Genomic DNA, 20,011 nt, shown 5'->3' with positions numbered 1-20,011 from the left:
AATCTGACGGTTTTTAGATTGAAAGATTGATACCCACATTCACAAACTTGGCTTGCGGATATTGAAGTCCGTTTTCGTCAGCCACTTCCGGGTCTATACCGAACTCTTTCAGGTTATCGATTGAAAACAGGTTATATCCATTGATATAGAAGCGGGCTCTTTGCATTTTGAGCTTTTCCAAAACCGATTTCGGCAGCGAGTACCCCAGTTCCAGTGTGCGCGCACGGATGTATTTCACATTATGCACCCAGAAAGTGGAGTTCTTATTGTTGTTGCTGTGCGAGCCGTCGTTGTAGCGCAATGCAGGATATTTGCCCGGGATCCATTCACTGTTCAGATCGAAAGGATCTTTGCGGTGCCACCTGTCAAGGAAGATACTGTTGAGGGCGCCGTCATTCTGATAAGCCCAGCGCTGCTCCCAGTTCTGATTCCAGGTGTACATTCCGCCACCGGAAAAGTCTGCTGCAAGCGTAAATCCTTTCCAGCTTACCGACAGGTTCAGACCAAAGTTGATGTTAGGCTGGCCATTTGTAGTGTAACCAATTGGCCTTTCGTCGAGGTTATTGATCACATTATCTCCATTTATATCCTTGTAAATCAAATCTCCCGGAAGCAAAGTGCGGTTTCCCTGTCCGTCGATATTAACCGGATATTCAGAGATCTGCTGCTGCGACTGGAACTGGCCAACCGTTTCATAACCCCAGAAAATGTTGTCGTAGCGATTCTCCCGCGAAGCACGGTACTGATCCTGTGCATTGTTGAAGATCGGCTTGTAAGAAGACACAAACTTGGTCCTTGAAAATGATACATTACCACCAATCGAGTAATTAATATCCCCAGATTTTCCATTGTATGTCAATGCACCTTCCCAGCCTTGCTGCGAGTCACTGTTTACATTTTCTTCCGGCAGCGCATACCCTAGCTCGCTTGGCACGAGCAGGTCGTACTTACGTCCGAGCAGACCTGTGCGCAGTCTGTAAAAATAATCCACCGAACCAGTCACTTTCGTGCCCAGTAAAGAGAAGTCTGCCCCAATGTCCGTGATCTTGCTTTTAAACCACGAAATATTGTTGATGATCTGACCTTTATCCCTGGATGTAACAACCGCATTGCCGCTCAGGATCACATTTCCCTGGTTGTAGTTGTAGCCGGGCAGGTAAGCATAGGGACTTAGAGGGTTGTTCGGATCATTGTTAAAGAGGATATTATCATCTCCCAGAATACCGTAAGAAGCCCTGAATTTAAGATCATCCAGAATGCTCCGCGAGCCCAGCAGGTCCTTGATAAATTTCTCTTCGGTAATTCTCCAACCCACAGAAGCAGACGGGAATGTACCAACCCGGCGATCCGGAGCAAACTTCCATGAAGCGTCGCGGCGGGCAGAAAGTTCAAGATAATACTTACCGCCATAATCATAATTTACTCTACCGATATACCCTATACGCGCAAGCTCCGATTCCGAATCATTGTAGGTATCCATGGTCGGGAAGTAGATCAGAGGAAGCACATTGGTTTTCGGTACTGCGTGTACCCATTGATCCTGTACCTGCTCTTCCTGGCGCTCCGCTACGAAAGTTGCACCTACGGTATGTTTGCCAAAAGTATTGTTATAATTCAATTGGCCCTGATACACATTCCGCATCACTTTCCTGGTACCACGCTCTCTCCACGGGTTTGTACTTCCGCCGGTCACGGTGTAGGTATCTTCGGTTGGATTGTAAGTGTAGGCTTCGTAGGTATACTCGTGCCCGTTCATTACGCGGTCGGCGATGTAGTAGGAGTACATTCCTTTCGCTACCAGTCCTTTAATGCCCGGAATGGTGTACTCTCCCGTAAAGTTGGTTTGCAAAACACGCCAGTACTCCGTCCAGTAACCTCCCAACTTTTTGTTATTGTAAGCCCAGTTGGTCTCATTGTGTTTGATATCATTCAGATAATTAGGATTATCGTTGGCGTAAGGCCGCTCGAAAGGACGGTTTCTCAGGATCGCAAAGCGGGGCAGCCAGTAATCATCGCCACCCGGGATACCAGGCTGATCACGGTTTTCAATGCGACCGTTGATCTGCACACCCAGTTTCAGCCGATCTGTAATTTTCGCATCTACATTACTCTGAATGTTGGTTCTTTTAAATGTAAACTCTCGTCCTAAAACAGCAAACTGTTTCAAATGCGTCGCAGAAATGTAGTAGCTGATCCTGTCGGAACCGCCGGTCATGTTCATGTTCAATGAATAGAGCGGCGCATTCTTTTTAATGATAAAATCCTTCCAGTTAAATGTCTGGTAACCAGGCTCCGTACCAGCTTTGTATTTTTCGAGTTCGGCAGGTGTAATGGACGTTTTACCGTATTGGTTCATTTCCGCCTCTGCCCGGCCGAGCATCCATTGGTACGAATCGTTAACCACATTCGGGAAGCGAGACCAGTTTTGCCAGCCTGTGTAAGCGTCAATATTGACGGTATTTTTGGTCCCGTTCTTTCCACGTTTGGTTGTTACCACCACAACGCCATTTGCCGCACGAACACCATAAATAGCCGCAGAAGCATCTTTCAGCACCGAAATGCTTTCGATATCGTTGGGAGAAATGTTGTTGAACTGACCAGCATCCTGCTGTATACCATCAATTACAAACAGCGGGTTACCCATATTCCGGATCTGCACATTGGCACTTGCGCCTGGACGGCCGTCGGGCATACGGAAGGTAACACCCGGTATTTTACCTGCCAGGCCCGAGCTTACGGTGGAACCACCATGTACACGCTCGATATCCTTGCTCGTCACAGTGGAAATAGCGCCGGTAAGTGATTCTTTCTTTTGGGTACCATAACCTACCACAACTACTTCTTCCAGCGCTTTATCATCTACTTTCAGGGCCACATCCACTTCCGTTTGTCCCTCATTAACAATGATTTCACGCGACAGAAAACCTACAAACGAAAAGATCAGCGTGGCTTCGCCATTCGGAACAGTAAGTGAAAATGCGCCTTTTTCGTCGGAAGAGGTTCCCGTTTGTGTACCTTTTAACACAATGCTGACACCAGGTAATGCAACTCCGGCTTCATCTTTAACTGTCCCGCGAAGGGTGCGGTCCACCGCTTGTGCCACGTCCGGGGCGGCCTCGGGCTGCACCACGTCAGATACCTTCACTGGCGTCTTGTCAGGCTTGATCACAATCAGATCTTCACTTACCTTATAGCTAAGCTGCAGCGGTTTCAGCAGCTGGTCGAGCACCGAAGCCAGTTGCGTGTTGGTTACCTTAATGGTCGCTTTCCTGTCAGACTGGATCAGCCTGGAACTGAATACAAACTTGATGTTTGTTTGCTTTTCGAGCTCTTTTAAAACTTTTTTAACATCCTGATTCTGAATATCAAGAGTTACTTTCTGGGTGAGAGCCGACTGTGCCCTGCCGTCAACTGCCCACGACACTCCGGCAAACAGGCACACCAGAAAACATTGCAAGACGGTTATACGCATAAGAGTTATGAGCAGGTCATCGGTTCGTCGAACTTTTTCCATATTTTTGATTGATTTGTTGGTTAAGGCGATTTATTCAACAATATCTTCCCGGGCGGCCACTTGCTGTGGCTGCGAGTAATTAGCGTTACTTTCGGGAATCCGAATCAGTCATGTGGCAGCATGGCTGATTTTTTTTCGACAGTATGGCTCTATGTCATTTGTATGTTAGGTTTGAGTGATAGGACTTACTGACTCCGGCAATACTCATTTAATTTTGCTATTTGCACCCATTGCCCGTGATCCTGACCTGATCCCCATTGATCTCGTAAGTAGCGTCAATGGCATTGCATATCACAGCCAATTTCTTGCTGAAAGGTTGTCCGACCAAAGTGGCAGTTAGCGGACATTTTTCCAGCGCATCGACATTATAAATGATCTTCACATTATAAGCTGCTTCCAGCGCCTTGAAAACTTCGGTCACCGGGGTTTCGTCAAAAACAAAAAGCTGTGACGAGATATCCTGCTGATCAAGCTCCCTGATGCTGGCTTCCACAGGTTTAAGCACCTTTCCGCTGCCGGCTGTCAATGCAATGCGCTGGTCGGGATAAAGAATAAAACCCTTCTTTTCTGCATTGCTTACTTCCATTTCCGTAGCGCCGGTACTTACCGGAAAAACGGTAACCTTCCCCGTTTTCACTTCCACTTTCACCTGACCCGTTTTTTCTCTCGCATCTACACTGAAACTGGTACCTAATACTTTCGTCACAATTCCCCGTGAGTACACCAGGAATGGTTTTCCGGGATCTTTAACAATTTCAAAAAAGCCTTTTCCAACTAAGGTAACTTCCCTTTTCTGGCCGGTTTGCATTTTCTGATAGCTGAGCTGCGAGCCCGGATCCAGCACTACGGAACTACCGTCGGGCAGTAACACAATGCGTTTTGCCGCCGATGCATTAACTACCTCGATTGATCCTTTACCAGCAGGCGCAACTTTTTGTCTCAGGGAAATCATTTCGCCTGGTCGAAGGAAATACCAGAAGCTCATTGCGCCTATCCCGCAGATCAATGCCACCGAGGCTGCTACCCTAAGCCAGCGCCAGGCGTGCACTACGGGCTTTTCCTCTTCGGCTGCAACAGGTTCCTCCACGTACATGCTGTCTTCCACTACCTTCCACATTTTGCTGCTCTGCGCCTCTGTTGGCCTGTTTCTGCCTGTGTCCTCTGCCAGCAAATAAATATACTCCCTCGCTGATTCGACAGTTTTCGTCTTTTCAGGATATTGTTCCAGAAAGCCTTTCCAGTACGCATCGCTCTCTGCATCGGGATTCAAAACCCAGGCAATGAACGCATCGTGCCTGATCAGGTCCGTCAGAGAATAAGGAGTGTATTTCATTTGGGTAAAGAGGCTGAATGCCCTCCAAATACAAAGAGCGGAGATGTGCGGATTTGACCTCTTTGAAATGAGATTATTTTTACAAAAAATTTTAAAAAATGGGCAATGCGCAGATAATCAGGAGGAAGTTGATGATAAAATTCTGCGTCTGCCTGAAAGCAGTGAGGGCTTTATAAAGAAAATTGCGGACCGACTTTTCATTTACACCCATAATCTGCCCGATTTCTTCAATGCTGAATTCGTCGAAATAGCGGAGTGTTATCGCTTCCAGCTGTCGCTCGGGGAGCAATGCGAGCAGTTCCCGGATTCGCTGCGCACGGATCAGGTTGGATTCGGATTCGATCAGTAACGTTTGGGAATCCGAGAATGAAAGCGGCATGATATCCGGCTCACTGAGGTCGGTGATCTCTTCGGTGGCGGGGTACTTGTCGAGCGTCTGGTGAATGCGCCGACGCAATGTCCGGTACAGATAAAATTTAATCGAAGAAATGTGCTCTGTGAGGTTAGCCCTCAAACGCCAGATATCAATAAAGATATCCTGAATAGCATCTTCGGTTACGGCAGTGTGCGTGGTCAGCTTGCAGCCGTAGTTATAAAGTGTACGGTGATACTTTTCGAAGATAAACGTAAACGCCTGCTCATCCCCTTGCCTGAGCGCGAGCCAGAGCTGCTGCTCGGTTTCCCACCTGCCAAAAGTATCCTCTGTGACCAACGTGTTCTTTTTTAGACAAAGTTTAAGGCAACGAAATTATACTATAAATACTATTTAATATCAATCTATTTACATAAATAAAATCCGGAAGCTTGCATTTAAAATACTGCTTCCGGACTGCCTGTTTAAGGCTGTTTACCGCAGGGTAAGTGATTTAAAATTGCGCGTCAGGTCGGTAAGTGACTGCTCCACGCCCATTCTTTCCAGCGACGACGCACCTACGAAACCGTGGACATCTGTTTTCTCTAAGATTACCCTCACATCCTCGGGCGTATTAACCGGTCCGCCGTGGGCAAGAAAGAACAAATCAGGGTTTACTTCTTTGCCCGCTTCCATGATCGCCTGTGTTGCTTCCACAGCCTGGTCCATTGAAACTGATGCATTGACCACACCAATCGACCCTCCTACGGTTGTCCCCACGTGTGCGATAATCGCGTCTGCGCCGGCCTCAGCCATTTGCCGGGCTTCTTCGGGCTTGGCTACGTAGACAATGGAGAAAAGATCCATTTTGGTAGCAAGCCGGATCATTTCGACTTCTTTCTCGAAACCCATTCCCGTTTCTTCCAGCACTTGCCTGAAATGCCCGTCTACAATCGAGTGAGTGGGAAAGTTATTTACACCTGAAAATCCCATTTCCTTTACTTTCAGCAAATGGTGCCACATTCTCCGTCGCGGATCAGAACCGTGCACGCCGCAAATGACAGGCACTTCCTCTACTACCGGCAGTACTTCAAACTCGCCAATCTCCATTGCCACTGCATTGGCATCACCATACGCCATTAACCCGGCGGTAGAGCCGTGCCCTGCCATTCTGAACCGGCCCGAGTTATAGATAATGATCAGATCGGCACCTCCTTTTTCAATAAACTTCGCACTGATCCCGGTACCGGCACCGGCAGCGATAATGGCTTTTTTCTGGTTGACAGTAGCCCGCAGGCGCTCGTTGACCTCCTGTTTGGTGTAAGGATTTCCCTTACCTGTCCACGGATTTGGCATAGTATAATAATGAGTTATAAAAATGAAAATCGGTATGTATGCTATTTCTGGTTGAGCAGCGCCAAAAGCCGGGTTACCAATACTTCGGCAAATGCCGCATCATTGATGTGCATATCGCATTGTATAATTTGTTCTTTCGAGCCGATGTGTTTTTCCACTGATTCAAGCAGGGCAAGATCTGCTTCCGGGTCATGGAAAATGCCTCCTCCGCTATCTACCTGCGAGATACCTTGCAATGGAAATACAAACTGCACCGGACCGCCGGCTGCATTGATCTTCTCAGCGATTTCTTTCCCCAGCAGTGCGTTTTCTTTCGCATTGGTCCGCATTAACGTTACATCAGGCGCCCAGCTGTACAGCTTTCTGTCCTGATACTTTTCAGGAACAGAATCCAAATGTGCGAAATTAACCATATCGAGGCAACCCGGAACTACAATCTGCGGGATACCCAGCTCACTGGCAGCAGTAAGACGAGCAGGACCTGCGCTGCATATTCCGTCACAGAGGTTATCTGCCAGCTCGGTAGTAGTAATGTCGAGCACCGCTTCAAAACAGCCTTCCCGGATCAAAGCTTCCATTGCTTTTCCCCCCACTCCATTGGCATGAAAAGCAAGAACTTCATATCCTTTCTCCCGAAGCAGCGCCGTACATTGGTCTACGCACGGCGTTGTGTTCCCAAACATGCTCACCGCGATACTTCCCCTCGCACTCACCCCGGCCAGTTGCGCCGAAGCTGCCATGGCGCAGATAGCGCCCGCAGCCTGGGTAATCAGCAGCCGGAGTATGCTGTTCAAGCCTGCCACATCAACAATGGACGGCATCAGCGTAATATCTTTATGACCAATCTGCCTTGTAAGGTCTTTTGTTGCCAGCGTACTGAGGCACAACTTGGGAATTCCGAGCGGGATTTCCTGCATGGCTGACAGGGTAATGTAAGTGCCGCCGCCGCCGCCCATTCCGATTGCACCTTTGATCCGGCCACTTTCAACCAATTGGCGCACGACGCGTGCTGCGCCCCGGCCCATTACATCCATTGCATAACCCCTGTCGCGCCTTGTACGCAGCGCTTCAATGGTTGCTCCTGCTTCGGCAACGACCTGGGCGGCTGTAAAATCTACCGGAAAAGCGGGCAATGCAGCAAGCACTCCGGTATCAATTGTTATCACCGTTTCACCCAGATTTATAATGCATTCTCTGAGGTAAGAAAAAGCTTCACCCTTGGTGTCGAAGCAACCGATAATTAAGATGGATTTGTCAGTCATGAAATGTTGCTGGTTCCGGCAGATAAACCTGTGCTAAAACAAAGAAAGGGCGGAACCGAGTCCGCCCTTTAAAATTATCGTAAAAATTTCTCTTTCATCAGCTGTGCTTTGAAATTACCCACATCCAGTTTGCAGGCCAGTAGTCTGTGCTGATACCGTCGTGTTTTACAATGCGTTCATTCACCACTTCGTAGCCGGTCAGGTGTCCGCCATGGCTTTCTACATCCGCCTTTGCGTAGTTGTATAATTGCAGCCATACTTCGGCACTGATGTTCTCCTGCGAGACAAATGTGAGCTGCTTCCATTTAGGATCTGTGGAGTTGTTAACATAGCGAAGCAGGAGGTAATGCTTAAATGTGTCGTTGTTAAGCGACATAACAGCGCGTTTACGATTTTTCATGAGTGAGGTAGATTTGATCGATACAGGGATGTATATGTTATTAGTTAAGCTATATACGAGGCAAATACCCATTACGGTTTACGGCAATGTGACGATTATTGAAATAGTTCTACACGCAATATTCAAACTATGTTTATTCACACTTATAGCTGGAAAAATTAACATTTAGCATGGCACGAGATTTGAAGCTGGCTCGTACTACGTTATAAAAAGAACTACGGATGGTGACGCTAAATTTTGTTAAAGGCGATTGGGTGAAAGAAAAGAATGGATCGAGGGTAATGCGGGTAGATGAATATCAGATCGTGGAAACGGTACAACATGCAAACGGAAGTCATTCAACTCCGGTTGCCAGGCGGGCTTATAGCGGGAAAGTGTGGTGTACGTGGGTAAATGAAAACAAAACGGTGGTAACGCAACCGTTTTGGCAGGACGATCTGGAACTGGCATCGCCAACTGATTAATGACATCATGCATTTGAATCAAACACACTATGATTTAAACAAAAAATCCCGGAATTGCTTCCGGGATTTTTTGTTGTATGATGCGCTTAATTACTGCTTTCTTGCCGGGCCGGAACCACTGGTTGAAGTAGTATCGCCTGTTTCAACTGTTCCTTTCCTGTTTTTTCTGCGGTTCATCCGGTCTTCTTTCCTGTTCGATGAAGGCATTAATGTGTCTTTTATAACCGCGCCGGAACTGGATTGTCCTTTGATCAATGTATCCTCGGAAGGGATTGTCGCAGGTCTTGTTGGTGATTGCGGCGCATTGAAATCCGTCTTCTTTTCAGTTGCCGGCGTAGTTGTAGCCGGGTCCTGCGTCGGTACGGTCTGAGGTACCGAAGTACCCGGAGTTGTGGTCGTTTGTGCGCTCACCATTCCTGCTGCCGCAAGCAAAGCGCCGAATGCCATGGTTATGATCTTTTTCATTTTCGTCTGGTTTTTAGTTGGTTACAGTGATGTTATTGTAACTAACAAAAGCATTCCAGCGACGAAAATCAAGTCAACAGGAGTTTACTTATTTCAATTTTTTATTGAATAAAAATGAGTAAGCCCTGATAAGTTAACCAGAGTGATATTTGCTTACTTAACTGTTGTTAAGGCACTTATCCACAAATTGCGCATTCAAATACCCATTAAACCTGCTATCGCTTTAAAAATGAATTGTTTACCTGTTTAGAAATATTTCGCAGCGCTAGTTATAAACCCGGCGCATTCTGATTTTCTCGCTTGGCGTCAAAACAAGCGGTACCTTTTCCACTTTCACAGCACTGCTGTCCAGTCCAAACCACTTGTCCTCGGAGGTAGTTATTCCTTTGATAGCAAAGTAGATTTTCATGATCAGCTCTTCCCGGAAAGGCAGGTTGTTTTCGAGGGAAAGATACCGTTCCAGTACAACAAACCTGAAATCGCCTGTAATATTCTGCCTGTTGAGCGATTCGTAGCGGCTGGTTATATCCACTTCTTTATTCATCACCATATCCTCTACCACTTTCCTGAAAAACAGATTAATACGCTGCTCAATCCTGAAACCAAGGCGGAATGTAACTTTAATCACGTCGTCCTCAGCCAGGATATTCACGTGATAATCCATTGTGTAAGGTTCGTCAGTGGTTTCCACGTGCACAAACCAGTAGATATCGGCCCGCTTCGGACGTTTGTAAAAAATCGAGTAAATGATCTTGGTCTCGATCTCCGATTCGTGTGACGCATTGGACATGAAAATAAGGTGCGTCGAGTACTTGGGAATACTGATATCATTGCTCAGCTCGCGGAGCGGACTGATGTATTTTTCAAGATTATCAAATTCAGTCAACCTCAGTTTGATGTAATATGCTTTTAACCAAACTGTAATTACAAATGCGATCACGCTGGCAAGTAACAACGAAACCCAGCCTCCATGCATGAATTTCAAAAGATTGGCGGCCAGGAACGAGCCTTCAATAGCAAGGTACACGATCAGGAACACGGCGAGCAGCCATTTTTGTACCTTATGCACATAGAGGTAAACCGACATCAGAATGGTGGTCATGATCATCGTGAGCGTGATAGCCAGACCATATGCCGCTTCCATGTGCGACGATTCTTTGAAATAAAGCACAATGCCAACGCAGCCAGCCCACAGGAGCCAGTTTACGCTTGGTACGTAGAGCTGTCCTTTTTGATCGCTCGGATAAATCAACCGCACCTTTGGCCAGAAGTTAAGCCGGATCGCTTCTGAAATCAATGTAAACGATCCGCTGATCAAAGCCTGGCTGGCGATGATAGTAGCCATTGTGGCTATCGCAATGCCCGGCAGCAGCCACCATTCAGGCATCATCGCAAAAAACGGCTTGCGTCCGTTAAGGTAATCGCCGGAATGGACAATGAGCCAGGCGCCCTGACCGAAGTAGTTAAGGATCAAACAGGTTTTAACAAAAATCCAGCTGATCCGGATATTTCCCCTTCCGCAATGCCCCAAGTCACTGTATAGGGCTTCGGCGCCCGTTGTACAAAGAAATACTGCGCCCAGCATCCAGAAGCCGCCGGGATGATTGGCGAGCAGCTGATAACCGTAATAAGGATTAAGCGATTTAAGGATCTCCATGTGATCGATCACCTGCGAAAGGCCCAGTACCGCCAGCATCAGGAACCAGATCAGCATGACGGGACCAAATGCGCGCCCCACAATGGTGGTACCGAATATCTGAATGATAAAGAGCAAGGTAAGTATCCCGATTACGATGGGGATTGTTTGAATATCCGGATAAAGTATCCGCAGACCCTCCACCGCAGAAGAAACCGAAATGGGCGGCGTTATAATACCGTCTGCAAGCAAGGTACTGGCACCAATAATTGCAGGAACAGCCAGCCAGGAGGCATTTTTCCTTACCAATGCAAACAGTGCCAGAATTCCGCCTTCTCCTTTATTGTCGGCCCGCAGGATCAGGATCACGTACTTCACCGTCGTTTGTAAAGTAAGCGTCCAGAAAATACAGGATACTGCTCCATACACCACTTCATCAGAGATTGCGCTTGTACCGATAATCGCCTGCATTACGTACAATGGCGATGTGCCTATATCTCCGAAAATAATCCCTAATGCGACCAGTAACCCCGCTGCAGAGGCTTTGTCAAGATGCTTATGAGAACCCATTGGTTTTTACAAAAAATGAGGATTATAACAATCCTCAAACATTTTAAAGTGTATAAAATTCATAATTGACTTTCCAGCTAACTTCTTTGCCCGGCTCCGCAGCAATGCGGATGTAAGGCTCCGGACAAGAGGTAGTGGGACAAGCCCAGTAAACAAGCTTTTCGAGGGGTTTATCACAGGTTATTCTGACCCCGGCCCGGCTTTTGGTATTTTCAATGCGGATATCGTAGTCTTTTGCCGAAGTTCCAAAACCTGTCAAACCACTGCTGAATACCTGGTCGCCTGGCTTTACTTCTCTTGCATAAGTAAGTTGTTTTCCTTTTGCATTGATGATACTGCCAAATCCGCTGCCCTCACCGGATACATCAAACGGAAAAACGATCCTGATATTTTCATTGGAGCGCTCATTGTCAATCATGAAAAAATTATGATTGTAAGTGCTTGTGGCGATTGCCTTTGTTCCCGTGTTTTTGAGGTTGTGTTCCAGCACCAGCCCGGGCTTGCCAGGCACGAGTCGCACTGTTTTCGTATAAACATATCCGTACCCGGATTTATCTTTTAGCTCATGGGTAAATGCTACCTGATCTTTTCCCTTCTTCACTGTCCATTTACCTCCGTTTTCAAGTTTATAATTAGTTGCAAACGCATACTTTTTATCGTCGGGCTTCACCAATGTGCCCACACCTATTTTCACGAAAGTATCTCCTGGCTTAACCTCATCGAAATCCAGGGCAACAAATTCTTCTACCGGACCCATAATCGCGTCGTGCAGCTCCGGATCGTAAGGAGCCTGGTTCCATTTGCCGAAGTAGGAATGCCCTTTATATTCCAGACTGTGAATTACGCCGGCCCAGTCAAACCGCTTTCCACGATAGTAACCCGTTTTGCTGTCGGGCAGGTACAATTTAGCCTGAACAATTCCATTCGATATTTCGGTACCCGGATAATCCGCTACTTTGAACGCGCTCACGCACATACAAATGAATGCGACCGACACTACAATTAGGTTTTTCATTGAGTTTTAACAGTACTGAATTTATAAGTATCAGCGGAAAAATGGAGTTGTAAAAAAAGACAGTAAGATAGAAATGCAATGTTACATTTCTTCTTACTGTCTTTTCAAATTATCGTTAACAATCTTACGATATTCCCTTAAAAGCTTCTTCGTTGATAAACGGCTGATTTCTCAGGCGCTGCTTGGTTGCTTTATAAAATGCGTTGGCTGCTGCGCCGCCGGTAGGTGGCAATGCAGGTTCGCCGAGACCGGTCGGAGATATCCCATTCTCTACAAAATGAACTTCCACTTCCGGAATCTCATTCATGCGGATCAGTCTGAAACCATTAAAATTGCTTTGGTCCGGCGTTCCGTCCTTGAAAGTCATATTTCCGTACATCGCGTGTCCTAGTCCATCGACAACACCGCCCCGTACTTGCTGCAGTGAGCCGCTTTTATTGATTACAATGCCGCAATCCACAGCAGCAATCACGTTTTTCAGAACCGGCTTGCCTTTTTCAACTACTACTTCGCCCACCTGGGCCACATAAGACCGGTGCGAGAAATAGACGCTGAAACCCTGATGAACTCCATTCTTTTTACCCCAGTTACTTTTTTCAGCTGCCAGCTTAATTACGCCAATCATTCTGTCAACATCGTATTTCACTTCACCGGCAGGTGATTTTTTGGCTTTCTCAAGAAGCGCAAGTCTGAATGCAACAGGATCTTTGCCAGCAGCCTCGGCTACTTCGTCTATAAACGATTGCTCTGCATAAGCCAGGAAGTTGGTAATCGGCGCTCTCCACGGCCCGGTTGTGATCGGTGATTTATGTTCAACCGAATCGATCAGCAGGTTATCCACGGAGCCGGAAGGAAAATTATCTTCCCTGGTCGGGTTACCCGAGTTGATACCTACTCCGCGAAGCTTGTATCCGATCATTTCACCATTCTTGTCCAATGCAGCTTCAAAACGGTATCTTACTGCCGGCCGGTAAATGCCGCCTGTCATATCATCTTCCCGCGTCCAGATCACTTTAACCGGTGCTTTTACCAGCTTGGACACGTGTGCTGCTTCAATTACATAATCTGCCGCAAGCCTTCTTCCGAAACCTCCGCCCTGGCGCGTGATTTCAACCGATATCTTTTCGGGCGCGATTCCCGTAAGTTTTGCTACCTCTGCTCGGGCGCGATCGGGTGTTTGGGTCGGACCAACCAGCTCAACGCCATCTTCACGCACGTGTGCGAAGAAATTCATAGGTTCAAGCGGGCTGTGCGGCAGGAACGGGCATTGGTACTCCGCCTTGATTACCTTGGCAGCACCCTTGAATGCAGCTTCTACATCCCCGTTTTTTCTCCGGACAGTCGCTTCTCCATTGTCCATCAATTGTGAGAAGATCCGGTTATGATCGGCAGAGCTTTCCAGATCAGCCGCTTTTTCATACTCGATCTTCAAAGCTTCGCGGGCCTTTTTCACCTGCCAGGTAGACTTACCAACTACGGCGACGCTGTTTTCAAACGTAACTACGTCGACGATTCCCGGCATTTTCTTCGCCGCATCTGCATTAACCGATTTCAGTTTTAACCCAAAAGCTTTGGGCCGCTGAACCAGCGCAAACAACATTCCTTCCCGATAAAAATCGAGGCCGAAAAGCGGCTTGCCTGTTGCGATATTGTTATTATCAACATTCCTGACGGATTGGCCGATCAGTTTGAAGTTCTTTTCGTCTTTTAATTGAACCTCTTTGGGTGCTTCAAGCTTGGATGCGGCTTCTGCAAGCTGACCGTAAGTCAGTGATTTGCCGGAAGCTTTATGCAAAACTTTTCCATTCTCGGTTGTACATTCCGCAGCGGGCACTTTCCAGGTCGAAGCGGCCGCTTCCACAAGCATATACCTCGCAGTAGCACCCGCTTTACGCAATCTGTCCCACGAGTGAGGTACTGCGCCACTTCCTCCGGTGAGCTGCCTTTCGAAAATATTTGTATCTAAATTCCCTTGTACCGTTTTTACCTGCTTCCAATCGGCGTCCAGTTCTTCGGCCACGACCATCGGAAATGCGGTTTTAATTCCCTGGCCAATTTCCGGATTGGGCGAAACAATGGTAATAATATCGTCAGTCCCGATTGAAAGATATGCATTGAAATTGATCGTGCCGGCTGCAATGGATTTTGCATCAACAACCACTGGAAGTGCATTGGAGTTGGACCAACTGAATCCCAGGAACAATCCGCCACCTGCTGCCGCCGCGACTTTCATAAAATCACGCCGGGAAGTCTGATCTAGTGTCTTCATGATTAATTGGATTTAGAGGCTGCTACTTTCACTGCTTCCTTAATGCGGTGGTAGGTACCGCAACGGCACAAATTGCCGCTCATGGTTGCTACGATTTCTTCGTCGGTTGGCTTTGGTTTTGCCTTCAAAAGAGCTGCGGCTGTCATAATCTGTCCAGCCTGGCAATAGCCGCATTGCGCCACATCCACTTCGTCCCAAGCTTTTTGAACAGGATGATCGCCTTTTTCAGAGAGTCCTTCGATTGTTGTCACTTTGGACTTTCCGACTGCTGATACGGGAAGGACGCAGGATCTTACAGCCTTACCGTCCAGGTGTACGGTACATGCGCCGCATTGGGCGATCCCGCAGCCGTATTTTGTACCAACCAATCCGAGGTTGTCCCGCAATACCCAGAGAAGCGGAGTGTCCTGCTCCACATCCGCCTCGACGGTGCGGTTGTTAATTGAAAGTTTGAATAAAGCCATGGTGAATAGGTTGAGTCTTACAAAGCTCACTGAGCAGCGAACTTTCCGAAATTACAAAAAATCCCAAAAAGATACTGGCTATTAACATTTTATCTGGCGACGATAATCACGCTTCGCCTCCCGGACCTCCGAAGCTGATAGGGAAGTTAAAGGTCGGATCATTGTCCTGCGAGCTTGGGATAGGACCATATTGATCCTCGTATTTCTGTATATTATCTTTCAATGCGGCCACTAAACGCTTGGCGTGTTCGGGTGTGACGATAATCCTCGCTTTTACCTTGGCTCTTGGCACACCTGGCATCAGCCGGATGAAGTCCAGGATAAATTCGCTGTTTGAATGTGCTATCATTGCAAGATTGGAGTAAACACCCTCAGCCATTTCCTCAGACAATTCTACATTGATTTGTTGTTCGCTTTCCTTTTCTTCTTTCATTGGTTGGTTTTGATACAGCCGGAGCTAGAATGGATCATGGAAATTACTAAAAAATTGCAGCTACCAAAAGCAAAAAGGCCGGCTCACATTGCTGCGGGCCGGCCTTTTACCTGATTTACTATACTATGCCAATTCTTTTTTCTTACGCGACTGTCTGTCACGGGAATCGGTCAATGCATCGAATTCTTCTTTTGATCCAACGATCAGGCTTTCGTATTGACGCATTCCTGTTCCGGCTGGGATCAAGTGACCTACGATCACGTTTTCTTTCAAGCCTTTCAGTTCGTCGCGTTTTCCACGAACAGCTGCTTCGCTCAATACTTTGGTTGTTTCCTGGAATGAAGCCGCAGAAACGAAACTTTCAGTACCCAATGAAGCTTGTGTGATACCCATCAAAGTAGGTTTCGCCACAGCTGCCTGCGCATCACGCGCAGTAACCAGTTTAAGGTCGCGGCGTTTCAAGCTTGAATTTTCGTCACGCAGGCGGCGAACAGAAACGATCATACCTGGTTTCAATGTTTCGGAGCTACCAGCATCCTCTACCACTTTCAGATCCAGGATCTTATCATTTTCTTCGCGGAACAGAACGCGGTCAACCGGCTGCATTTCAAGGAAGTTGGTATCACCTGCATCCAGGATCTCCACTTTCTGCATCATCTGGCGTACGATACATTCGATATGCTTATCGTTGATCTTCACACCTTGCAGACGGTATACTTCCTGAATTTCATTTACCAGATATTCCTGAACTGCGGTCGGTCCTTTGATAGAAAGGATATCCGCAGGTGTAATCGCTCCATCAGAAAGCGGATCACCAGCTCTTACGAAGTCACCATCCTGAACAAGAATGTGTTTCGAAAGTGCCACCATGTAGCGACGCTGCGTTCCGTCTTTTGATTCAATATGGATTTCGCGGTTACCACGCTTAACACCACCATAAGATACCACACCATCGATCTCAGAAACCGTAGCAGGGTTAGATGGGTTACGTGCTTCAAAAAGCTCAGTTACACGTGGAAGACCTCCGGTAATGTCACGGGTTTTACCAACAACACGCGGGATCTTAGCAAGTGGCTGACCAGCTTTGATGTTGGTACCAGCTTTTACTACTAAACGTGCTCCAACAGGAAGGTTATAGCCTTTTTCAGTCTGATCTTTCAACAACGTAGACTTACCTTTTACCACGATAGCCGGGTTTTTGGTTTTATCACGTGTTTCAATGATCACCGACTCCTGGAAGCCTGTTTGCTCATCAAATTCTTCACGGTATGTAATACCTTCTTCAATTGCATCGAAAGAAACTGCTCCCGTGAATTCAGAAAGAATTACTGCGTGATATGGATCCCAGGTACAAAGTTCTTGTCCTTTGAAAACCTTTTCACCGTCTTTGACCAACAGGTGCGCACCGTAAGGTACGTTGTTTGAGATCAGTAATTGTCCGGTTTCAGGGTTGGTAATTTTAACTTCACCTGAGCGGCCCATTACTACTGTTACCTCATCTCCTTCGGAATTTACCGACTGTACAAGACGAAGATCTTCGAAACCGATCACCCCGTCAAACTTCGCCTTGATATTTGCTTCAACAGAAATGTTGGAAGCAGTACCACCGACGTGGAATGTACGAAGGGTCAGCTGCGTACCTGGCTCACCGATTGACTGAGATGCAATTACACCCACAGCTTCACCAATGTTCACCATGTGCGCCGAAGCCAATGAACGTCCGTAGCATTTCGCACATACTCCATTGCGGGTTTCGCAAGTCAATACAGAACGAATTTCTACTGTTTCAATGCTGGTTTCGTCGATGTATGCGGCAATCTCTTCTGTAATTTCCTGTCCGGAAGCAAGGATCATTTCATTTGACAATGGGTCAAATACATCATGAACACTCACGCGGCCAAGGATACGCTCAGAAAGTGGCTCAACGATATCTTCGTTGTCTTTGAGAGCAGAGATTGCGATACCACGAAGTGATCCGCAGTCTTCTTCAACTACAACCACATCTTGCGCCACGTCATGCAAACGACGTGTCAGGTAACCAGCATCCGCAGTTTTCAATGCAGTATCGGCCAAACCTTTACGCGCACCGTGGGTTGAGATAAAGTATTCAAGTACGTCCAAACCTTCTTTAAAGTTAGAAAGGATTGGGTTTTCAATAATTTCACCGGCGCCACCAGCAATGTTCTTCTGTGGTTTCGCCATCAAACCCCTCATTCCACCCAGCTGACGGATCTGCTCGCGCGAACCACGTGCACCTGAGTGCATCATCATATAAATGGAGTTGAATCCGCCTTTGTCTGTTTCCAGCTGCTTCATCAAAGTCTCAGTAATCCGTGAGTTAACACGCGTCCAGATATCAATAACCTGGTTGTAACGCTCATTCTCGGTGATAAGACCCATCAGGTAGTTGTTCCAAACGTTCTCAACGTCCCCTTTGGCTTGCTCGATCAGCTTCTCTTTTTCTTCCGGAACCATTACGTCGTCCAATCCCATTGACAAACCCCCTTTGAAGGCCATTTGGAAACCAAGTTCTTTGATTTCATCCAGGAACTGAGCGGTACGTGCCACACCAGCTTGCTTGAAAACCAAACCAATGATTTGCTGCAATTTCTTCTTAGTCAGCAATTCGTTGATATAGCCCACTTCTGCCGGAACTGCCTGATTAAACAACAAGCGACCAGCAACTGTATCGATCAATTTAACCTCGAAAGTTCCGTCATCATTACGAACACTTACGCGGCATTTAATATTGGCATGTTTTGAAAGCTTGCCTTCATTGATCGCGATGATAACTTCATCAGGACCATAGAAAATCTTGCCTTCACCAACAATCGGATATTCAGGCGTACTTACGCGGCCTTTTGTTACATAATACAGACCCAAAACCATGTCTTGAGAAGGTACAGTAATCGGCGCACCGTTGGCTGGGTTCAAAATGTTGTGCGATGACAACATCAGCATTGATGCTTCCAAAACAGCTTCCTGACCAAGTGGTACGTGTACCGCCATCTGGTCACCGTCAAAGTCAGCGTTGAATGCCGTACAAACCAATGGGTGCAGCTGGATCGCTTTCCCTTCGATCAGCTTAGGCTGGAATGCCTGGATACCCAAACGGTGAAGTGTCGGAGCACGGTTAAGAAGAACAGGGTGTCCTTTCAAAACGTTTTCCAAAATATCCCAGATCACAGGATCCTTGCGATCCACAATCTTCTTCGCTGATTTTACAGTTTTAACAATTCCACGCTCGATGAGCTTGCGGATAATGAACGGCTTGAATAGCTCTGCCGCCATATCTTTTGGCAAACCGCATTCGTGCAATTTCAATTCAGGTCCTACTACGATAACCGAACGACCAGAATAATCGACACGCTTACCGAGCAAGTTTTGACGGAAACGGCCTTGCTTTCCTTTCAGCATATCTGAAAGTGATTTCAATGCACGGTTACCTTCTGAACGTACTGCATTCACTTTACGGCTGTTATCGAAAAGCGAATCTACCGCTTCTTGCAACATCCTTTTCTCGTTACGCAAGATCACCTCAGGTGCCTTGATTTCGATCAGACGTTTCAGACGGTTGTTACGGATAATCACACGACGGTAAAGGTCATTCAAATCCGAAGTTGCGAAACGGCCACCATCAAGAGGTACCAATGGACGCAATTCCGGTGGAATAACAGGTACCATTTTGATCACCATCCATTCAGGACGGTTTTCAATACGTGTATTTGCATCACGGAAAGCTTCAACTACTTTCAGGCGTTTCAAAGCTTCTGCTTTACGTTGCTGAGAAGTATCTGTTGCAGCCTGGTGACGGAGTTCGTATGAAAGTTCATCCAACTTAATGCGGCTCAATAGCATTTCCAATGCATCAGCTCCCATTTTCGCAATGAATTTGTTGGGATCTGTGTCAGGAAGCAATTGATTTTCGCGAGGCAATTTGTCGATGATATCGAGGTACTCGTCTTCTGTAAGGAAGTCAAGGTAACCTACGCCATCTTCTTCTTTAACACCTGGCTGAACAACTGCATACCGCTCATAATAAATGATCTGGTCAAGCTTCTTGGTAGAAAGTCCAAGCAAGTAACCGATTTTGTTAGGCAAAGAGCGGAAGTACCAGATATGTGCTACCGGAACCACCAATTCAATGTGTCCCATACGTTCACGACGTACTTTTTTCTCAGTTACCTCCACACCGCAACGGTCGCAAATAATGCCTTTGTAGCGAATGCGCTTATATTTTCCGCAGTGACATTCCCAGTCCTTCACAGGCCCGAAAATACGCTCGCAGAACAACCCACCCATTTCCGGCTTGTAAGTCCGGTAGTTGATGGTTTCAGGCTGGGTTACTTCACCGAAAGAGCTCTCAAGGATAGACTCCGGTGAAGCCAGACTGATGGTCATTCTGGAAAAGTCACTATTTAATTTTTTGTTCTTTTTGAAAGACATAATAAAAAGTCGTTTGTCTGTTAGTCGAAAAC

The 20,011-nt window shown here is 46.9% G+C and carries 14 protein-coding genes; 1 reads left to right on the top strand and 13 read right to left on the bottom strand.

What is annotated here, in order from left to right:
* Positions 1-13: 13 nt before the first annotated feature.
* From AC1XTG_RS14915 to AC1XTG_RS14890, 6 genes are all read right to left on the bottom strand, one after another.
* Entirely contained in the window at positions 14-3,472 is a 3,459-nt protein-coding gene (locus tag AC1XTG_RS14915) for a TonB-dependent receptor (RefSeq protein WP_484842494.1), read from the bottom strand.
* A 259-nt stretch (positions 3,473-3,731) separates the two neighbouring features.
* Complete coding sequence (locus AC1XTG_RS14910) at positions 3,732-4,847, bottom strand: FecR family protein (protein WP_056292293.1); 1,116 nt, start codon at positions 4,845-4,847, stop codon at positions 3,732-3,734.
* A gap of 91 nt (positions 4,848-4,938) precedes the next feature.
* Complete coding sequence (locus AC1XTG_RS14905) at positions 4,939-5,559, bottom strand: RNA polymerase sigma factor (protein ID WP_056292295.1); 621 nt, start codon at positions 5,557-5,559, stop codon at positions 4,939-4,941.
* 135 nt (positions 5,560-5,694) lie between these two features.
* Complete coding sequence (locus tag AC1XTG_RS14900) at positions 5,695-6,555, bottom strand: phosphoenolpyruvate hydrolase family protein (RefSeq protein WP_056292298.1); 861 nt, start codon at positions 6,553-6,555, stop codon at positions 5,695-5,697.
* A 41-nt stretch (positions 6,556-6,596) separates the two neighbouring features.
* Complete coding sequence (locus tag AC1XTG_RS14895) at positions 6,597-7,817, bottom strand: Tm-1-like ATP-binding domain-containing protein (protein ID WP_056292301.1); 1,221 nt, start codon at positions 7,815-7,817, stop codon at positions 6,597-6,599.
* A 97-nt stretch (positions 7,818-7,914) separates the two neighbouring features.
* Complete coding sequence (locus AC1XTG_RS14890) at positions 7,915-8,217, bottom strand: hypothetical protein (protein WP_484842493.1); 303 nt, start codon at positions 8,215-8,217, stop codon at positions 7,915-7,917.
* Between the two features lie 221 nt (positions 8,218-8,438).
* On the opposite strand from AC1XTG_RS14890, the gene AC1XTG_RS14885 reads away from it, so the two are divergent.
* Positions 8,439-8,681, top strand: a complete 243-nt coding sequence (locus tag AC1XTG_RS14885) for an immunoglobulin domain-containing protein (protein WP_056292306.1) — start codon at positions 8,439-8,441, stop codon at positions 8,679-8,681.
* 90 nt (positions 8,682-8,771) lie between these two features.
* Here the strand turns inward: AC1XTG_RS14885 and AC1XTG_RS14880 are convergent, their stop codons facing one another.
* The 7 genes from AC1XTG_RS14880 to rpoC form a co-directional block, all read right to left on the bottom strand.
* A complete protein-coding gene (locus tag AC1XTG_RS14880) occupies positions 8,772-9,146 on the bottom strand; it encodes a hypothetical protein (protein ID WP_484842492.1) in 375 nt (124 codons plus the stop codon).
* A gap of 265 nt (positions 9,147-9,411) precedes the next feature.
* Positions 9,412-11,352, bottom strand: coding sequence for a KUP/HAK/KT family potassium transporter (locus AC1XTG_RS14875; protein ID WP_056291163.1), 1,941 nt, complete (start codon positions 11,350-11,352; stop codon positions 9,412-9,414).
* A gap of 43 nt (positions 11,353-11,395) precedes the next feature.
* Complete coding sequence (locus tag AC1XTG_RS14870) at positions 11,396-12,367, bottom strand: hypothetical protein (protein WP_056291162.1); 972 nt, start codon at positions 12,365-12,367, stop codon at positions 11,396-11,398.
* A gap of 124 nt (positions 12,368-12,491) precedes the next feature.
* Positions 12,492-14,636: a xanthine dehydrogenase family protein molybdopterin-binding subunit gene (locus AC1XTG_RS14865; RefSeq protein WP_056291160.1), complete on the bottom strand. Its 2,145-nt coding sequence runs from the start codon at positions 14,634-14,636 to the stop codon at positions 12,492-12,494.
* 2 nt (positions 14,637-14,638) lie between these two features.
* Entirely contained in the window at positions 14,639-15,100 is a 462-nt protein-coding gene (locus AC1XTG_RS14860; RefSeq protein ID WP_056291158.1) for a (2Fe-2S)-binding protein, read from the bottom strand.
* A 106-nt stretch (positions 15,101-15,206) separates the two neighbouring features.
* Entirely contained in the window at positions 15,207-15,533 is a 327-nt protein-coding gene (locus AC1XTG_RS14855) for a DUF3467 domain-containing protein (RefSeq protein WP_056291156.1), read from the bottom strand.
* Between the two features lie 123 nt (positions 15,534-15,656).
* The gene (gene rpoC, locus AC1XTG_RS14850) at positions 15,657-19,979 is read right to left on the bottom strand and encodes a DNA-directed RNA polymerase subunit beta' (RefSeq protein ID WP_484842491.1); all 4,323 of its coding nucleotides are present in this window, start codon (positions 19,977-19,979) and stop codon (positions 15,657-15,659) included.
* Positions 19,980-20,011 lie beyond the last annotated feature (32 nt).

The sequence above is a fragment of the Dyadobacter sp. HNCC25DJ183 genome (assembly GCF_056895175.1).
The sequence above is the reverse complement of the archived record's forward strand: the minus strand, read 5'-3'. Positions and strand labels throughout refer to the sequence as shown.